Raw genomic sequence first — 17,617 nt, forward strand, 5'->3', positions numbered from 1 at the left:
CCATCCGGTCGCGGCGGCGGTGGCGGTCGCGAACCTGAAGCTGCTGCGCGACGAAGGGATCGTCGAGCGCGTGAAGCGTGACATCGGGCCGTATTTCCAGCGTCGGCTGCGGGAAGCGCTCGGCGATCATCCGATCGTCGGCGAGATCGCGGGGGCGGGGCTGGTCGCGGGGGTCCAGCTCGCACGCGATCGCTCGCGGCGCGAGCGGTTCGACGCCAGCGTCGACGTCGGCACGATCTGCCGGGACTTCTGCTTCAACGGCAATCTGATCATGCGTGCGACCGGCGACCGGATGCTGCTGTCGCCGCCGCTCGTGATCCGGGAGGCGGAGGTCGACGAGATCGTCGACAAGGCGAAGCGCGCGTTCGATGCGACGGCGCAGCGGGTGAGGCGGGCAGGGTAGTCAGTCGTCGCGACGCTTCGATTGCATGTGGTCGAAGCGTCGCTGCCCGTCGAACTTGTTCGCGAGCGCAAGGAAGCGTGCAGGGGAGGCGCGCCGCAGCAGAAAGGCGGCCGCAAAACGAAAAGGGCCTGCGTCGTGAGACGCAGGCCCTTGAATTCTTTGGTGGGCGGTACTGGGATCGAACCAGTGACCCCTGCCGTGTGAAGGCAGTGCTCTACCGCTGAGCTAACCGCCCAAAGAAGCTGAAATTATGTCAGAGCTTTTCGGGTTCGTAAAGCACTTTCTTCAAATATTTTTCAGGCCGGTGCAAACAGTTCGTCAGCCGGCCGTCGACGGTTCGACGAGATCGAGGATCGAGCCGTCGCGCTTGAGCGTCGCGAGCACGATGCTCGAATTGATCGACATCACACCTGTCGCGCGGTGCAGGCGGTTGATCACGAAGTCGGAGTAGTGGTCGAGGTCGCGCGCCCGAACTGTCAGCACGTAGTTCGAGCCGCCCGTCACGATCTGCGCGGCGATGACTTCCGGCCACTGCTGGATCGCCTCCACGAACCGGTCGTGCCATTCGGGTACGTCCGGCCGCATCGACACATGCACGAGCGCCTCGAATGCGACGCCGACCTTCTTCGGCTCGATCGTGCAGCGGTAGCCCGAAATGACGCCGCGTTCCTCGAGCAACTTCACGCGCCGCAGGCACGCCGACGGCGACAGCGCGACCGCGTTCGCGAGGTCCTGATTGCTGATGCGTCCGTCCCGCTCGAGATGCCGGAGGATTCGCATGTCGGTTCGATCCAGATTCATTTCGCAGAATCCCGTAATTTTTGAGATGACAAGCGCAGACTCTACTGCAATGGCGGCGATTCGTCATCGAAAAGTGAAGCTCATTCTATTTCGTCCTCGATAACATGCGCCCCATGCCTCGACCGCACGGCCTGACGCGCTGTCACGCCGCCGGCCGTATCGCCGCCTTCAACTCCTACCGTCATTGCATCATGTACGAACACATTCCCGCCTATCCGGGCGACCCGATCCTGTCGCTGTTCCAGGCGTTCCAGCAGGATGCCCATCCGCACAAGGTCAACCTCAGCATCGGTCTCTACTACGACGACGCGGGCCGCATCCCCGTGCTGGAGAGCACGCGTCTCGCGGCCGAGCGCGTGCGCGAAGCCGGTGCGCCGCATACCTACCTGCCGATGGAAGGGCTTGCCGCGTATCTGCAGGGCGTGCAGCGCCTCGTGTTCGGCGCCGACTGCGCGGCGCTCGCGCAAGGGCGCGTCGCGACGCTGCAGACGCTCGGCGGCTCGGGCGCGCTGCGGCTCGGCGCGGAATTCGTGAAGCGCTATTTCCCCGACAGCGCGATCTGGGTCAGTGATCCGACGTGGGACAACCATCGCGTGATCTTCGCGGCGGCCGGCCTCGACGTGCACACGTATCCGTATTACGACGCAGCGCGCAACGACCTGCGCGTCGACGCGATGCTCGCAGCGCTCGACGCGCTGCCCGCGCGCAGCATCGTGCTGCTGCAGCCGTGCTGCCACAACCCGACGGGCCTCGATCTCGGCCGCGACGCGTGGAACGCGGTGATCGACGTGCTCGCGCGCCGCGGACTGATTCCGTTCCTCGACATGGCGTACCAGGGCTTCGGCGACGGGCTCGACGACGACGCATGGGCCGTGCGCGCGATCGTCGAGGCGGGACTGCCGGCGATCGTCAGCAACTCGTTCTCGAAGAACTTCTCGCTGTACGGCGAGCGCGTCGGGGGGCTGTCGATCGTCTGCGCGAGCGCGGGCGAAGCGGCGACGGTGCTGAGCCAGTTGCAGGCCGGCGTGCGCCGCACCTATTCGAGCCCGCCGCTGTTCGGCGCGCAGCTCGTGTCGGCCGTGCTGAACGACGACGTCCTGCGTGCGTGCTGGGAAGACGAGGTGGCCCAGGTGCGCACGCGCATCAAGCGGATGCGCGGCGCGCTGAAGGCGCGGCTCGACGCGCGCCTACCGGCGCCCGCGTTCGATGCGCTCGTCACGCAGCGCGGCATGTTCAGCTACACGGGCATCGCCGCGGGCGACGTGGACCGGCTGCGCGCGTCACACGGCGTCTACCTGCTGCGCTCGGGCCGTATGTGCATCGCGGGCCTGAACGACGCGAACGTCGACCACGTCGCGAACGCGATCGCCGACGTGCTCGGCGGCACGTCGCGCCAGGCCGCTTGAGCGGCCGATCCCGAACCGAAGGAGGACACGATGGCAGACACCATTCCCGTCGACTTGCCCCAGCTCGCGCAGCCGTTCTCGTGGGCGACCCGCGCAGGCGGGCTGATGTTTACCGGCCATGGGCCGGTCGATGCGTCCGGCGCGATCGCCGGCGACACGATGGCCGAGCAGGCGCGCATCACGCTCGGCAATCTCGCGAAGGCCGTCGCGGCGGCGGGCGCGACGATGGACGACGTCGCGCAGGTGCTCGTCTACCTGTCCGACGTGAAGGCGATGCCCGAATTCGATGCCGAATACCGGCGCCACTTCCACGAACCGTACCCGAACCGCACGTGCGTGGGCGTGCAGGGCTTCGCGCACCCTGACATGCGCGTCGAACTCGTCGCGTATGTCGCGCTGCCGGCGGCACGCGGCTAGCCGGCACGCGACTTCGCGACGATTGCAGCACCCACGATTACCGACAAGCACCAACCCCCCCGACAAACATCAAATATTCAGACAAGGATGGAGACGAAGAAGATGAGTATCAATCGATTCGCACTACCGACGATAGCGGGCCTGCTCGCCGCAAGCGGCGCGATGGCGCAGAGCAGCGTGACGCTGTACGGCATCGTCGACCAGAGCATTCGCTACACGACGCATGCGAACGCGTCGAATGACGCGAGCGTGCAGATGACCAACGGCGCGATCACCAACAGCCGCTGGGGCCTGAAGGGCAGCGAAGCGCTCGGCGGCGGCCTGAAAGCGATCTTCCAGCTCGAGAGCGGCTTCGAGCCGCAGAACGGGCAGCTCGACGGCGCGCTGTTCGGCCGCTATGCGTATGTCGGCCTGGCGAGCGACTGGGGCACCGTGAGGCTCGGCCGGCAGGCGACCGAGGCGTTCAACCTGTTCGGCGATCTCGATCCGCTGACGGTCGGCAACTACACGGCCAACATGTGGCCGTACTTCCTCACGCAGGGCCGTGCGAGCAACGTGGTCAGCTACGACGGCACGTTCGGCGGGCTGAACGTCGGCGCGAGTTACGGCTTCGGCGGCGTCGCGGGCAGCCTCGGCGCGAATGCGTACTGGGGTACGCACGTGTCGTACACGCTCGGCGGGCTCATGGTCGGCGCGACCTACCAGCAGGTGCGCGACCTGAACAGCCGTGCGCAGCAGGCATGGGGCGCGGGCGCGCGCTACGCGTTCGGCGCGGCGACGCTGTACGCGGGCTATCTCGGCGGCATCGATCGCACGGGCATGCTCGACCGGCAACTGCTGAACGCGCCGGGCCGCGACGTGACCTACGGTTCGTTCGCCGACAATCCGCGCCGCGACGCGATCTTCTATACCGGTGCGAGCGTGAAGGTCACGCCAGCGGTGTCGGTGACCGGCGTCGCGTACTACGACGACATCCGCAACGTCAACGGCATCGCAGGTAACGGCGGCAAGCGCTATACGGGCGTGCTCGAGGCCGAGTACGCTCTGTCGAAGGCCACGCAGGTCTACGCGACGGTCGACTACAACCGCGTGACCGGCGGCGCGTTCACCGAAATGCCCGGACGCGGCAACCAGACGGGTATCGCGGCCGGCTTGCGCCACATGTTCTGAGCACGCGGCGCGCGGTGGCCGGTGCGGTCCGGCACCGGTCCGTGCGCCGTCGACGTTTCGACCGGACACACGCTTTCGAACGAGGTCATTCGATGCAACCAGAAGGGCAATTCCAGCACATCGCGGCGCGCGAGCAGGGTCTGCGCCGCACGCTTTCCGCACGGCAGATGGCGATGATCGCGATCGGCGGTGCGATCGGCACGGGTCTCTTTCTCGGCAGCGGGTTCGCGATCGGCTTTGCCGGCCCGAGCGTGCTCGTCAGCTACGCGATCGGCGCGTTCATCTCGCTGTTGCTGATGGGCTGTCTCGCGGAGATGACGGTCGCGCACCCGACCTCCGGGTCGTTCGGCGCGTACGCCGAACATTACGTGAGCCCGTGGGCCGGGTTCCTCGTGCGCTATGCGTACTGGGCGTGCATCGTGCTTGCGGTCGGCACCGAAGTCACCGCGATCGCTTTGTACATGAAGTACTGGTTCCCGGGCGTGCCGGGCTGGCTGTGGATCGTCGGCTTCTCGGCGCTGCTCGTGTTCGTCAACGCGCGCAGCGTCGACGTGTTCGGCGCGGTCGAATACGGCTTCTCGGTCGTGAAGATCGCGGCGATCGTCGGCTTCATCGTGCTGGGCGCTTACGTCGTGTTCGGTAATCCGGCGCTGGTCGGCGACGGCGCGGCCGGCGCGGGCTTCCACCATTACACCGAGCATGGCGGCTTCTTCCCGAAGGGGATGTGGGGGATGTGGGTCGCGGTGATCGTGTCGATCTTCAGCTACCTGAGCATCGAGATGATCGCGGTCGCGGCGGGCGAGGCGGAAGATCCCGAGCGTGCGGTGACGCGCGCGTTCCGCTCGACGATCGTGCGGCTCGTGCTGTTCTACCTCGTCACGCTCGCGCTGATGCTCGCGATCGTGCCGTGGACGGCGGCGGGGCGCGACGAGAGCCCGTTCGTGAAGGTGATGGAGGCGATCCACCTGCCGGGAGCGGCCGGGCTGATCAACTTCGTCGTACTGATCGCCGCGCTGTCCGCGATGAACAGCCAGCTCTACATCACGACGCGGATGATGTTCAGCCTGTCGCGCGCGGGTCACGCGCCGAAGGCGCTCGGCGAGGTGAACGCGCGCGGTGTGCCGTTCGGCGCGCTGATGCTGTCGACGCTTGGCATCGCGCTCGCGACGGTCCTGAGCGTGCTGTATCCGGACGCGTCGTTCACGATCATGATGTCGGTGTCGATGTTCGGCGCGCTGTTCACGTGGATGATGATCTTCGTCACGCATTACTGCTTCCGGCGGCGTCGCGCGGCGCTCGGCCTGCCGGCGCCCGCGTTCCGGATGCGCGGCTTTCCGCTGCTGACGCTGCTCGGCGCGGCGCTGATGCTCGCGGTGATGGTGACGACCTACTTCACGGCCGAATTCCACATGACGCTGATCTTCGGCATTCCGTTCCTTTTCGCGCTGTCCGTCGTGTACGCGGTGTGGTATCGGCGCGCGCAGCCGGTGCTGCAGCCGGAAGCGAAGTAGCGGAGAAGTGCCGGCGCCTGCTCAGCCCGCGAGCGCGGGCAGCGCGTCGATCGACGCGCGCACGTAGTCGGCGAAGCGCAGCGCGACCGGTTCGGCGGTGCCGCTGCGCTTCAACTCCAGCGTGCGCGATTCGAGCGACGCATCCTTCAGCGGCCGGAACACGAGCCGGTCGCTCTTCACCTGCTGCAGCACGCGCGGCACGAGCGCGATGCCCATCCCGAATTCGATCATCGACAGGATCGTCTGCCACAGCCGCGCCTCATGACGGATCAGCGGGCTGAATCCCGCGTTCACGCATTGCGCGATGATCAGGTCGTGATAGTGCGGCGCCGCGTCGCGCGGAAACAGGATGAACGGTTCCGCGGCCAGCGCGGCGAGTGTGACCTGCCGGCGCCGCGCGAGCGGATGCGCGGCCGGCAGGCAGCACACGAACGGTTCGGCGTAGACGGGCGCCGATTCGACCTCGGGCGGGCAGTGGCCCCAGTGCGCGTAGCCGAGATCGATCTGGCCGCGCTGGATCGCCTGCACCTGCGCCTGCGTGTTCATCTCGCTCAGCACGATCTCGACGCTCGGATAGTCGGCCTCGAAGCGCCGCACCGCATCGGGCAGCCCGCGATACAGCATCGAATGGACGAAGCCGATCCGCAGCCGGCCGGCGAGACCGGACGCCGAGCGCACCGTGAGACGCTCGGCCTCGGCCGCCTGCAGCAGCAGCCGGCGCGCTTCGCCGAGCAGCACGGCGCCCGCGTTGGTCAGTGCGACCGTCTTGTTGGTGCGGGAAAAAAGCTGCACGCCGAGCGCATCCTCGAACTTGCGGATGTCGAAGCTCAGCGCCGGCTGCGAGATGAACAGGCGCTTCGCCGCGCGCCCGAAATGCAGTTCCTCGGCGACCGCCACGAAGTAGCGCAACTGCCTCAGTTCCATGGTGTCTCCTCCCCGCATCGGCATCGATAAGCGTCGTCTATCGTACCGGATAAATCCTGTATTGGACGCTTATCGATCGCGCGCCTACGCTCTGCTGAACGTCTGGCACCCGCCGGCCGCGCCGCCACGGCGCGGGCACCGGCCGGCAGCCGGGCCACCATGGAGACGCACGCATGAACGACACCGCTCGCACGCCGGACACCGGCGCGGCCAACAACATTCCCGATAGCCGGGGCATCAATTTCTTCACGGCCGATCCCGACCTCGGCGCATTGCTGAAGCTGCATCTCGGCGCGGCCCGATACGCGGAACTCGAACCGCAACTGCACGCGCTCGGCGCGCGCGTGGCGGGCGAACTCGACGCGTGGGCGTCGCGCGCGGACAAGCATCCGCCCGTGCTCGAGCATCGCAACCGGCGCGGCGAAGCCGTGCAGCGGATCGACAAGGATCCCGCGTATGTCGCGCTCGAACGGGTCGCCTATTCGGAACTCGGGCTCGCGGCGCTGAGTCACCGGCCCGAGGTGGTGGCGCCGCTCGTCAAGTACGCGCTGACGTTCCTGTTCGTGCAGGCGGAATTCGGGCTGTGCTGCCCGGTCAGCATGACCGATTCGCTGACGCGCACGCTGCGCCGTTTCGGGGATCGGGCGCTCGTCGAGCAGTATCTGCCGATGCTCGCGTCGCGCGATTTCGACACGCTGTTCCAGGGCGCGATGTTCATGACCGAGCAGGCGGCCGGTTCCGACGTCGGCCGCATCGCGACGCGCGCCGTGCGCGAAACCGACGCGCAGGGCGAGGCGGTGTGGCGCCTGTACGGCGACAAGTGGTTCTGCTCGAACGCGGACGCCGACCTGGCGATGGTGCTCGCGCGGCCCGACGGCGCGCCGGACGGCATCAAGGGCCTCGCGTTGTTCCTGTTGCCGAAGACGCTGCCGGACGGCTCGCGCAACAGCTACCGGATCGTGCGACTGAAGGACAAGCTCGGCAGCCGCTCGATGGCGAGCGGCGAGATCGCGCTCGAAGGCGCGCAGGCTTACCTGATCGGCGAGATCGGCCGCGGTTTCCACCAGATGGCCGACATGATCAACATGTCGCGGCTGTCGAACGGCGTGCGCGCGGCCGGACTGATGCGGCGCGCGCTGAACGAGGCGCTGCACGTCGCCGCGCATCGCGAGGCGTTCGGCCGCAAGCTGATCGAGATGCCGCTGATGCAGCGCCAGCTGATGAAGATGCTGCTGCCCGCCGAGGCCGCGCGCGCGATGTTCATGCAGATCGCGATGCTGCTGCCGCAGGCCGACGCGGGCGACGAGCAGGCCGCGCGCTCCGTGCGCATCCTGACGCCGCTGATCAAGTTCCGCGCGTGCCGCGATGCGCGTCGCGTGACGGGCGACGCGATGGAGGTGCGCGGCGGCACCGGCTACATCGAGGAATGGAGCGATGCGCGTCTCGTGCGCGACGCGCATCTCGGCTCGATCTGGGAAGGCACCAGCAACATCGTGGCGCTCGACGTCGCGCGCGCCGCGCAGCGCGAGCAGGCGCTCGACGCGCTGCGCACGTTCCTCGGCGACCGGCTCGGCGCGGCGCCGCTGCCCGACGCGAGCCGCGCGGCGCTGCGGCGCATACTCGTGCGCGCGTGCGATGCGCTCGCACGGGTTGCGGCTGAAGGCGACGACGCGCGCGTGCGGCAGGCTGCGTCGGCGCTTTACTACGCGAGCGCGGCCGTGCTGATGGCGTGCGAGGGCGCACAGCTCGCACCCGATTACCGGCGCCTCGCGCTCGCGCACTTGATCGTGCGTCACAAGCTGCTGCCGGTCGACCCGCTCGCACCGGCGTCGCGCGACGACGAAGCGGCGGCGTTCGACGCGCTGCTGCGCGGCACGACGGTGCCGCTCGACATGGCGCTCGACCTGCTGCCGGAGGTCGAACGATGAGCGCGATGGAAGCGATGAACGCGCCGCGCGGCGCACTTGACGGCCTGAAGATAGTCGACTTGAGCCGCGTTCTCGGCGGTCCGTACTGCACGCAGGCGCTCGCCGATCACGGCGCGACGGTGATCAAGATCGAGCCGCCGGGCGGCGACGAGACGCGCGGCTGGGGGCCGCCGTTCCTCGGCGACACCGCGTGGTACTTCATGGGCGTGAACCGCAACAAGGAAGGGCTCGCGCTCGACCTGTCCCGCGACGAAGGGCGCGCGATCCTGTGGCGCCTGCTGGAGGACGCCGACGTGCTCGTCGAGAACTTCAAGCCAGGCACGCTCGCGCGCTGGGGGATGGACTATGCGCGCGACCTGCAGCCGCGTTTCCCGCGCCTGATCCACTGCGCGGTGACGGGCTTCGGCGAGGACGGCCCGCTCGGCGGGTTGCCCGGCTACGACGCGGTGATCCAGGCGATGGCCGGGCTGATGAGCGTCAATGGCGAGCGCGACGGCGACGCGATGCGCATCGGGTTGCCGATCGTCGACATGGTCACGGGGCTCAACGCGCTTGCCGGCATCCTGCTGGCGCTCGCGGAGCGCGAGAAGAGCGGGCTGGGGCAGTCGATCGACATCGCGCTGTACGACTGCGGCGTGTCGCTGCTGCATCCGCACTTGCCGAACTTCTTCGGATCGGGGCGCGTGCCCGAGCGCAGCGGCAACGCGCATCCGAACATCGCGCCGTACGACAGCTACCGCACGGCGACGGTGCCGATCTTTCTCGCGGTCGGCAACGACCGGCAGTTCGCGCGCCTCGTCGCGTATCTCGGCGCGCCGGCGCTCGCGGGCGATCCGCGCTTCGCCGACAACCGCAGCCGCTGCGCGCACCGGCTCGAGCTGAAGGTCGAGCTCGAGGCACGGCTCGCCGCCCATCCGTGCGAGCCGCTGGCGCGCGACCTGATGGCGGCGGGCGTACCGTGCGGGCCGGTGCGCACGGTCGCCGATGTCGCGCGCGACCCGCATGCGCTGCACCGCGCGTTGTTCGTCGAGATCGGCGCATATCGCGGCACCGCCTCGCCGGTGAAGCTGTCGCGCACGCCGGCGACCTATCGTTCGCCGCCACCCGCGCTCGGCCGCGACACGCGCGCGGTGCTCGACCGCCTCGGCGTCGATCCCGCGCTCCAGCAGCAACTGCTCGACGCCGGCGTGCTGAAGGTCGCGCCGGACCCGGCGTGACCGGCCGGGTGGCGCTCGCACGCGAGCATCCTCGGCCGACGTATCGCAGGGAAAAGCAGCGCAACGCAAGGCAACTCAAAGCGCAGTAAAGCACCACCGCCAGCCGGCGGCGCAAGGCCGGCCATCCGGCAAGGCGCGCGACAGTCGCGCCGCCGATCACGAACATGGAGACATCGATGAGCCGTCCGCAATCCCCATCCGCCGCGCAGCCGCGGCCCGGCCGTGCCGCCCTCGCGGCGTTCGTCGGCACCACTATCGAGTGGTACGACTTCTACATCTACGGCACGGCCGCGGCGCTCGTGTTCGGCAAGGTGTTCTTTTCCCGCACGATGGATCCGGGCGTCGCGACGCTGCTCGCGTTCGTCACGTTCTGGGCCGGCTTCGCCGCGCGGCCGCTCGGCGGCATCGTATTCGGGCATCTCGGCGACCGCGTCGGCCGCAAGACGGCGCTCGTGATCACGCTGGTGATGATGGGGCTCGCGACGACGGGCATCGGCCTGTTGCCCGGCTATGCGTCGATCGGCGTGTGGGCGCCCGCGGGCCTCGTCGTGCTGCGCGTGCTGCAGGGCATCGCGGTCGGCGGCGAGTGGGGCGGCGCGGTGCTGATCGCGAGCGAGAATGCGCCGAAGCATCGCAGCATCCTCTATGCGGCGTTCGCGCAGCAGGGCTCGCCCACCGGCAACCTGCTCGCCACCGCCGCGTTCTTCGCGCTGAGCGCGCTGCCGACGCCGTCGTTCCTGATGTGGGGCTGGCGCATTCCGTTCCTGCTGTCGGCCGTGCTCGTGATCATCGGCATGGTGATCCGGCTGCGGCTCGAGGAGTCGATCGACATGCAGCGCGTGCTCGCGCGCAAGCGCACGGTGAAGCTGCCGCTGCGCGACGTCGTGCGCGACCACTGGCCCGTCGTGCTGCTCGCGGCCGGCACGCTGCCGGTGATCAACGTCACGTATTTCCGCAGCACGTTCGCGCTGTCGTGGGCGACGAAGGAGCTCGGCTACGCGCAGGGCACGTTCCTCGGCATCCTGTCGATCTCGCTCGTCGTGCAGTTCCTGATGCAGCCGGTCGGCGCGTGGTTCGTGTCGAAGGTCGACATGCGGCGCGCGATGTGCTGGATCCTGATTCCCGAGATCGTGCTGATGCCCGTGATGTTCCATGCGCTCGCGACGCGTTCGTACTGGGTCGCCGTCGCGGGCATGTGCATCTCGACGATTCCGTCGGCGATGTTCTACGGCGCGGTCGGCGGCGTGCTCGCGCGCGTGTTTCCGGCCAATATCCGCTATACGGGCCTGTCTCTCGCGTATCAGTTGAGCGCGCTCGTCGTCGGCGGCGGCACGCCGGTGCTCGCGCAGGCGATCCTCAATGCGACGGGCAGCATCGTCGGCGTCGCGATCGCATCGGGGCTGTACGCGCTCGTGTCGCTCGCGTGCATGCTGGCGCTGCTGAATCGCACCGGGTATCGCGCGGACGAGCTGTCGAGCGCCGAGCGCAGCGACGCGGCCGAATGGGGCACCGAAGGCGCGAGCGCTGAAAGTCCGGCCGGCGAGACCGCGCAGGCGGGCGACCGCAGTGCGTTGAAACCGGCGGGTTGAATCCGCCGGGCCGGCGTGACGTGCCGATTCGGCGGCAGCGAACGCGCCGGCCGGATCGCATCGACCCGATTCCGCCCTCCCAAAAGCAAACGGCACCGTGCGATACACGGTGCCGTTTGCTTGGCTTCTCGTCGCTGCCGGTGCGACCGGCCTGCGCGATTCGCGGTGCTTCAGCCTTCCGTCGGCGGCACGTAGCCGGACGCCTGGTCCGCGCCGTCGCCGAAGAAGTACTTCTCGGTCTGCTTCATCAGGTACTGGCGCGCGCGCGGGTCGGCCATGTTCAGGCGGTTTTCGTTGATCAGCATCGTCTGCTGCTTCAGCCAGCCTTGCCACGCTTCCTTCGAGACGCTCTCGTAAATGCGCTTGCCGAGTTCGCCCGGCAGCGGCGGGAAATCGAGGCCTTCGGCTTCCTTGCCGAGCTTCGCGCATTGGATCATTCGAGCCATCGTGTACTTCTCCTGTAATCGGTGTCTGGGGGGAAGGGCAGTCGTGCCTGCGCTCAGAGCTGCTTCATCAGCACGAGCGACTTGCGCTGCCAGTTATAGAGTTTGCGACGGTCTTCCGGCAGGTCATCGACGCTGACCTTGACGAAGCCGCGCTTGAGGAACCAGTGCTCGGTGCGCGTCGTGAGCACGAAGATGTGCGTGAGGCCGCGCGCGCGGGCGCGCTGCTCGATGCGCTTGAGCAGGCGTTCGCCGTCGCCCGAGCCCTGTGCTTCCGGCGCGACCGTCAGGCACGCCATCTCGCCGATCTTCTCCTGCTGGTACGGGTACAGCGCTGCGCAGCCGAACAGCACGCCATCGTGCTCGATCACCGAGAAGTGGTCGATGTCGCGTTCGATCTGGTGGCGGCCGCGCCGCACCAGCGTGCCGTCCGACTCGAGCGGCTCGATCAGCGACAGGATGCCGCCGACGTCGTCCGGCGTCGCTTCGCGCAGGCTCTCGAGGTTCTCGTACGAGATCATCGTGCCGACGCCGTCGTGCAGGAACAGTTCGAGCAGCATGCTGCCGTCGAGCGACTGCGGAATCAGGTGGGCGCGGGTCACGCCGCCGCGGCATGCACGGATCGAGTGCTTCAGGAAGAACGCATCGTCGCCCTGGATGTTGCCGGAATCGAGCAGCTCGGCGGCCGCGTCGAGCGACATTTCGCGGATCAGCCCGCCTTCGTCGTCGACGATGCCGGGCGCTTCGGTCAGGAAGATGATCTTGTCGGCGCGCAGCGCGATCGCGGCGGCCGACGCGACGTCTTCCATCGACAGGTTGAACGCCTCGCCGGTCGGCGAGAAGCCGAGCGGCGACAGCAGCACGAGCTTGCGGCTCGCGAGCGAATGACGGATCGATTCGGCGTCGATCTTGCGCACGATGCCCGTGTGCGCGAAATCGACCCCGTCGAGAATCCCCACGGGCCGTGCGGTCACGAAGTTGCCGGACACGACGCTGATGTGCGCGTGCGCCATCGGCGAGTTCGGCAGCCCCTGGCTGATCGCGGCCTCGATGTCGAGACGCACTTCGCCGGCCGCTTCCTTCGCGGATTCGAGCGCGCGCGCATCGGTGATGCGCAGCCCGTGCGAAAACTCGGATTCGACACCGTGCAGGCTCAGCTGCTCCTCGACCTGCGGCCGCGAGCCGTGCACGAGCACGATCTGGATGCCCATCGCCTGCAAGAGCGCGATGTCGGACACGAGCGCGTTCAGCAGCCCCTGCTGCACCACCTCGCCGCCGAACCCCACGACGAACGTGCTGTTGCGGAACTTGTGGATATAGGGCGCGACGGAGCGCATCCAGTCGACGAACTGCGCGTGGCTGGCGGCCGAATCGTCGGCGGCCGGCGGCGTCGCGGCGCCGGTCTGGGCGGGTGGGAGGTCGGTTTGGGAATTCATGGGCGGGATTATAATGCGCCCCCATGTCGAATGTACCTAAAAGTCCCGCGCCGACGCGGGCCAAAGCGCCGTCGGCCCGGCACCCGGAGGGTGCGGCCGATGCGCGCCAGCAGCAGGGCCAGCCGGCGCGCCAGCAGCAACAGCGGGCGGGTCAGCCGCCGCGCGGCGACGAGCGGCGCCGCGAACCGGGCCAGCCGGCCCCGCAGGGCGCACCACAGGCCGCCGGCGAGCGCGCGCCGCGCCGCGAACGTCCGCCGCGCGCCGCCGTCGCGCCCAATCCCGTTCCGCCGATCACCTACCCCGAAAGCCTGCCCGTGTCGGGCAAGCGCGACGAAATCGCGCGCGCGATCGCCGGTCATCAGGTTGTCATCGTCTGCGGTGAAACGGGTTCGGGCAAGACCACCCAGCTGCCGAAAATCTGTCTCGATCTCGGCCGCGGCCTCGGCGCCGGCGGCACCGGGCTGATCGGCCATACGCAGCCGCGGCGCCTGGCCGCGTCGTCGACCGGCCGGCGGATCGCCGAGGAGCTCGGCACGCCGTTCGGCGAGGTGGTCGGCTACAAGGTGCGCTTCACCGACAATCTCGCGCCGGGCGCGTCCGTCAAGCTGATGACGGACGGGATCCTGCTCGCCGAGACGCAGACCGATCCGCTGTTGAAGGCGTACGACACGCTGATCATCGACGAGGCGCACGAGCGCAGCCTGAACATCGACTTCCTGCTCGGCTACCTGAAGGAAATCCTGCCGAGGCGGCCGGACCTGAAGCTGATCGTCACGTCCGCGACGATCGACGCCGACCGCTTCGCGCGCCATTTCGGCACCGACGAGCGCCCAGCGCCCGTGATCGAGGTGAGCGGGCGGCTGTATCCGGTCGAGATGCGCTACCGGCCGGTGGCCGAGGATCGCCCGGCCGTGAAGAACGCCGAAGGCACGGGCGGCCGCGATCGCGTGAAGACCGCGCGCGAGGCCGAACGCGACCTGATGGACGCGATCGTCGACGCGGTCGACGAACTGTGCCGCGAAGGCCCCGGCGACGTGCTGGTGTTCCTGCCCGGCGAGCGCGAGATCCGCGAGGCGGCCGAGGCGCTGCGCAAGCATCATCCGCCGCATACCGAGATCCTGCCGCTGTTCGCGCGGCTGTCGGCGGCCGACCAGGACAAGGTGTTCAAGGCGTCGAACGCACGCCGCATCGTGCTCGCGACCAACGTGGCCGAAACGTCGCTGACGGTGCCGGGCATCCGCTACGTCGTCGACACCGGTCTCGCGCGGGTGAAGCGCTATTCGTACCGGAACAAGGTCGAGCAGTTGCAGGTGGAGTCGATCTCGCAGGCCGCCGCGAACCAGCGCGCGGGCCGCTGCGGCCGGGTGGCCGACGGCGTCTGCATCCGCTTGTACGAGGAAAGCGACTACCAGGCGCGCGCGCGTTTCACCGATCCGGAAATCCTGCGCTCGTCGCTCGCGTCGGTGATCCTGCGGATGAAGTCGCTGCACCTGACGGCGATCGAATCGTTCCCGTTCCTCGAGCCGCCGCCCGGCCGCGCGATCGCGGACGGCTACCAGCTGCTCAACGAACTCGGCGCGGTCGACGACGACAACGCGCTGACGCCGCTCGGCCGCGAACTCGCGCGGCTGCCGCTCGATCCGCGCGTCGGCCGGATGATTCTCGCCGCGCGCGACCAGCAGTCGCTGCGCGAGGTGCTGATCATCGCGAGCGCGCTGTCCGTGCAGGACCCGCGCGACCGTCCGATCGAGGCGCAGGAGCAGGCCGACCAGGCGCACCGCCGGTTCGCCGACGAGCGCTCCGAATTCCTGCAGTGGCTGAAGATCTGGGCGTGGTTCGAAGAAGCCGTCGCGCACAAGAAGTCGAACCGCCAGCTGGTCGACGCGTGCCGGCAGAACTTCCTGTCGCACCTGCGGCTGCGCGAATGGCGCGACGTCCATTCGCAGCTGCTGACGGTCGTGCGTGAGCACGGCTGGCGGCTCAACGAGGTCGAAGCGACCTATGAACAGGTCCATCTGGCCCTGTTGACGGGCCTGCTCGGCAACCTCGGCATGAAGGCCGACGACGATCCGCACTACCTCGGTGCGCGCGGGATCAAGTTCTACCTGTGGCCGGGTTCGGCGCTCGCGAAGAAGGCCGGCCGCTGGGTGATGGCGGCCGAACTCGTCGAGACGAGCCGGCTGTATGCGCGCTGTCTCGCGAAGATCGAGCCGGAGTGGGTCGAGAAGATCGGCGCGCACCTCTTGAAGAAATCGCTGTCGGAGCCGCACTGGGAAAAGCGTCCCGCGCAGGTCAGCGCGTTCGAGCGCGCGACGCTGTACGGGCTGCCGATCTACCACCGCCGGCGCGTCGCGTTCGGCAAGCAGGATCCGGCGCGGGCGCGAGAGCTGTTCATCCGCGGCGCGCTGGTCGAGGGCGAGTTCGACACGAAGCTGCCGTTCTTCGCACACAACCGCAAGCTGCTCGCCGACATCGAGCAGCTCGAGCACAAGTCGCGCCGCCAGGACGTGCTGGTCGACGACGAGCTGATCTACGCGTACTACGACCAGGCGATTCCGGAGGGAATCCACACGGGGGCCGCGTTCGAGCGCTGGTATCGCGACGAGGCGAAGAAGGGCGGTCAGGCAGAGGAGAAGCAGCGCCTGCTGTACCTGTCGCGCGACGACCTGATGCGCCACGAGGCGGCCGGCGTGACGACCGAGCTGTTCCCGAAGCGCGCGACGATGGCCGGTGTCGAGATGGCGCTCACGTACCATTTCGAGCCAGGCACGCCGCGCGACGGCGTGACGCTCGCGGTGCCGCTGTACGCACTGAACCAGGTCGACGCGCGCCGCTGCGAATGGCTTGTGCCGGGGATGCTGAAGGAAAAGGTGCAGTTGCTCCTGAAGTCGCTGCCGCAGAAGCTGCGCCGGCACTGCGTGCCGCTGCCCGAATACGCGGCCGGCTTCGTCGAGCGGACGGGCCGCGAGCGCTTCGGCGCGGGCGGCCTCGTCGAGGCGCTGATCGCCGACGTGCGCGGCGAGACCCAGGTCGCGATGAAGACGGCCGACTTCAAGCTCGAGACGTTGCCCGCGCACCTGTTCATGAACTTCAAGGTGATCGACGAGCACGGCCGCCAGCTCGCGATGGGGCGCAATCTCGCGCAACTGCGCCAGGAGCTCGGCGCGCAGGCGCAGCAGCAGTTCCAGAAGATCGCGGCGGCATCGACGATCGCGCCTGGCGGCGAAGCGGGCGAGGGCGATGCGGGTGACGCGCCCGCGCTCGCCGCGGTGCCGGGTTCGGCGGCGAAGGGCGGCAAGCCGGGCAAGGGCGCGGCGCCGGACACGGCCGCCCCGGCGGAAGCCGGCGCGACCGCGCTGTACGAGAACCTGACGACGTGGAACTTCGGCAAGCTCCCCGAGCTGCTGGAGATCCGCCGCCGTGGCCAGACACTGTACGGCTATCCCGCGCTCGTCGATCGCGGCACGCATTGCGACGTCGAGGTGTTCGACTCGCCGGAGGAGGCCGCGCGGATCCACCGGGCCGGTTTGCGGCGACTGTTCGCGCTGCAGCTGAAGGAGCCGATCAAGTTCCTCGAGAAGAACCTGCCGGGGCTGCGCGAGATGGCGATGCAGTACATGTCGCTCGGCACGCAGGACGAGTTGCGCGACCAGCTGATCGACACGGCGCTCGACCGCGCGTGCCTTCAGGATCCGCTGCCCGACGACGACGCGAGCTTCCACGCGCGCCGCGACGAGGGCCGGAGCCGCCTGAACCTGCTCGCGCAGGAGATCGCGCGGCTCGTCGGGCAGATCCTCGCCGAGTATGCGGGGCTTGCGAAGAAGCTCGCGCAGGCGAAGCCGTTCGCGCAGGCTCACGCCGATCTGCAGCAGCAGCTCGCTGCGCTGGTCGGCAAGCGCTTCGTGATCGACACGCCTTACGTGCAGCTTGCACACTTCCCGCGCTACCTGAAGGGCATCGCGCTGCGGATCGACAAGCTGAAGGCCGACCCGGCGCGCGACGCGAAGCAGTCCGGCGAGCTGCTGCCGCTCGTCCAGCAGTATCAGCGCGCGGTGTCGCAGCGCGGCGGCGTCGCCGATCCACGCCTCGCGGAATTCCGCTGGCTGCTGGAGGAGCTGCGAATTTCGCTGTTCGCGCAGGAACTGCGCACGCCGATGCCTGTCTCTGTCAAGCGTCTGCACAAGGTGTGGGAGTCGATGCAGCGCTAGTGCAACGGCGATCGGCCGGGCCCGCACCGGTTGCAGGTCCCGGCCGCTCCAAGGCGCCGGCCGCATGGCAGCCGCGACCTGCGTCGAAGTGGCGCAATGCCGCCTTAGGTCAACCGGTGGGGCCTGCCGAGCGTTCTACAATGACTGCTGTTCCACGACGTGAG

At 68.5% G+C, this 17,617-nt stretch carries 13 protein-coding genes and 1 tRNA gene; 9 read left to right on the forward strand and 5 right to left on the reverse strand.

The window, feature by feature from the left end; all coding sequences use genetic code 11:
- A partial coding sequence (locus DIE11_RS06120; RefSeq protein WP_124622273.1) for an aminotransferase class III-fold pyridoxal phosphate-dependent enzyme occupies positions 1-403 on the forward strand: 403 nt, incomplete at its 5' end.
- Positions 404-563: 160 nt separating this feature from the next.
- Here the strand turns inward: DIE11_RS06120 and DIE11_RS06125 are convergent.
- Both DIE11_RS06125 and DIE11_RS06130 read right to left on the reverse strand, forming a co-directional pair.
- Positions 564-638 (reverse strand) — tRNA-Val (locus tag DIE11_RS06125).
- An 83-nt stretch (positions 639-721) separates the two neighbouring features.
- On the reverse strand, positions 722-1,204 hold the full coding sequence (locus tag DIE11_RS06130; RefSeq protein WP_124622276.1) for an Lrp/AsnC family transcriptional regulator: 483 nt from the start codon (positions 1,202-1,204) through the stop codon (positions 722-724).
- 191 nt (positions 1,205-1,395) lie between these two features.
- Between DIE11_RS06130 and DIE11_RS06135 the strand changes: the two genes are divergently transcribed.
- From DIE11_RS06135 to DIE11_RS06150, 4 genes are all read left to right on the forward strand, one after another.
- A complete protein-coding gene (locus tag DIE11_RS06135) occupies positions 1,396-2,610 on the forward strand; it encodes an amino acid aminotransferase (protein ID WP_124622677.1) in 1,215 nt (404 codons plus the stop codon).
- 30 nt (positions 2,611-2,640) lie between these two features.
- Positions 2,641-3,027 (forward strand): RidA family protein, encoded by a 387-nt coding sequence (locus tag DIE11_RS06140; RefSeq protein ID WP_124622277.1) that lies wholly within the window; start codon positions 2,641-2,643, stop codon positions 3,025-3,027.
- A 102-nt stretch (positions 3,028-3,129) separates the two neighbouring features.
- Entirely contained in the window at positions 3,130-4,197 is a 1,068-nt protein-coding gene (locus DIE11_RS06145; RefSeq protein ID WP_226115657.1) for a porin, read from the forward strand.
- 92 nt (positions 4,198-4,289) lie between these two features.
- Positions 4,290-5,708: an amino acid permease gene (locus tag DIE11_RS06150; protein ID WP_059608434.1), complete on the forward strand. Its 1,419-nt coding sequence runs from the start codon at positions 4,290-4,292 to the stop codon at positions 5,706-5,708.
- Positions 5,709-5,729: 21 nt separating this feature from the next.
- Here the strand turns inward: DIE11_RS06150 and DIE11_RS06155 are convergent, their stop codons facing one another.
- A complete protein-coding gene (locus DIE11_RS06155; protein ID WP_059608433.1) occupies positions 5,730-6,632 on the reverse strand; it encodes a LysR family transcriptional regulator in 903 nt (300 codons plus the stop codon).
- 173 nt (positions 6,633-6,805) lie between these two features.
- Here DIE11_RS06155 and DIE11_RS06160 point away from each other — a divergent pair, with 173 nt between their 5' ends.
- From DIE11_RS06160 to DIE11_RS06170, 3 genes are all read left to right on the forward strand, one after another.
- Entirely contained in the window at positions 6,806-8,560 is a 1,755-nt protein-coding gene (locus DIE11_RS06160) for an acyl-CoA dehydrogenase family protein (RefSeq protein ID WP_124622281.1), read from the forward strand.
- Between the two features lie 14 nt (positions 8,561-8,574).
- Complete coding sequence (locus DIE11_RS06165; RefSeq protein WP_124622679.1) at positions 8,575-9,777, forward strand: CaiB/BaiF CoA-transferase family protein; 1,203 nt, start codon at positions 8,575-8,577, stop codon at positions 9,775-9,777.
- A gap of 176 nt (positions 9,778-9,953) precedes the next feature.
- Positions 9,954-11,366 carry an MFS transporter gene (locus DIE11_RS06170; protein WP_124622283.1) on the forward strand — a complete coding sequence of 471 codons (1,413 nt, stop codon included), beginning with the start codon at positions 9,954-9,956 and terminating at the stop codon, positions 11,364-11,366.
- A gap of 170 nt (positions 11,367-11,536) precedes the next feature.
- Here DIE11_RS06170 and DIE11_RS06175 read toward each other — a convergent pair whose 3' ends face one another.
- Entirely contained in the window at positions 11,537-11,812 is a 276-nt protein-coding gene (locus DIE11_RS06175; protein ID WP_006478357.1) for an oxidative damage protection protein, read from the reverse strand.
- A 53-nt stretch (positions 11,813-11,865) separates the two neighbouring features.
- On the reverse strand, positions 11,866-13,245 hold the full coding sequence (gene argA / locus DIE11_RS06180; protein ID WP_044847668.1) for an amino-acid N-acetyltransferase: 1,380 nt from the start codon (positions 13,243-13,245) through the stop codon (positions 11,866-11,868).
- Between the two features lie 23 nt (positions 13,246-13,268).
- Between argA and hrpA the strand changes: the two genes are divergently transcribed.
- On the forward strand, positions 13,269-17,453 hold the full coding sequence (gene hrpA / locus DIE11_RS06185; protein WP_124622285.1) for an ATP-dependent RNA helicase HrpA: 4,185 nt from the start codon (positions 13,269-13,271) through the stop codon (positions 17,451-17,453).
- Positions 17,454-17,617 lie beyond the last annotated feature (164 nt).

This window comes from Burkholderia sp. Bp9012, assembly GCF_003853825.1.
GTDB classification, from domain to species: Bacteria; Pseudomonadota; Gammaproteobacteria; order Burkholderiales; family Burkholderiaceae; genus Burkholderia; species Burkholderia diffusa.

Excerpts from the sequence above, each read along its gene's own strand:
- DIE11_RS06130 (WP_124622276.1), bottom strand. The coding sequence starts at position 1,204 with ATGAATCTGGATCGAACCGACATGCGAATCCTCCGGCATCTCGAGCGG.
- DIE11_RS06135 (WP_124622677.1), top strand. The coding sequence starts at position 1,396 with ATGTACGAACACATTCCCGCCTATCCGGGCGACCCGATCCTGTCGCTG.
- DIE11_RS06140 (WP_124622277.1), top strand. The coding sequence starts at position 2,641 with ATGGCAGACACCATTCCCGTCGACTTGCCCCAGCTCGCGCAGCCGTTC.
- DIE11_RS06145 (WP_226115657.1), top strand. The coding sequence starts at position 3,130 with ATGAGTATCAATCGATTCGCACTACCGACGATAGCGGGCCTGCTCGCC.
- DIE11_RS06150 (WP_059608434.1), top strand. The coding sequence starts at position 4,290 with ATGCAACCAGAAGGGCAATTCCAGCACATCGCGGCGCGCGAGCAGGGT.
- DIE11_RS06155 (WP_059608433.1), bottom strand. The coding sequence starts at position 6,632 with ATGGAACTGAGGCAGTTGCGCTACTTCGTGGCGGTCGCCGAGGAACTG.
- DIE11_RS06160 (WP_124622281.1), top strand. The coding sequence starts at position 6,806 with ATGAACGACACCGCTCGCACGCCGGACACCGGCGCGGCCAACAACATT.
- DIE11_RS06165 (WP_124622679.1), top strand. The coding sequence starts at position 8,575 with ATGAACGCGCCGCGCGGCGCACTTGACGGCCTGAAGATAGTCGACTTG.
- DIE11_RS06170 (WP_124622283.1), top strand. The coding sequence starts at position 9,954 with ATGAGCCGTCCGCAATCCCCATCCGCCGCGCAGCCGCGGCCCGGCCGT.
- DIE11_RS06175 (WP_006478357.1), bottom strand. The coding sequence starts at position 11,812 with ATGGCTCGAATGATCCAATGCGCGAAGCTCGGCAAGGAAGCCGAAGGC.
- argA (WP_044847668.1), bottom strand. The coding sequence starts at position 13,245 with ATGAATTCCCAAACCGACCTCCCACCCGCCCAGACCGGCGCCGCGACG.
- hrpA (WP_124622285.1), top strand. The coding sequence starts at position 13,269 with ATGTCGAATGTACCTAAAAGTCCCGCGCCGACGCGGGCCAAAGCGCCG.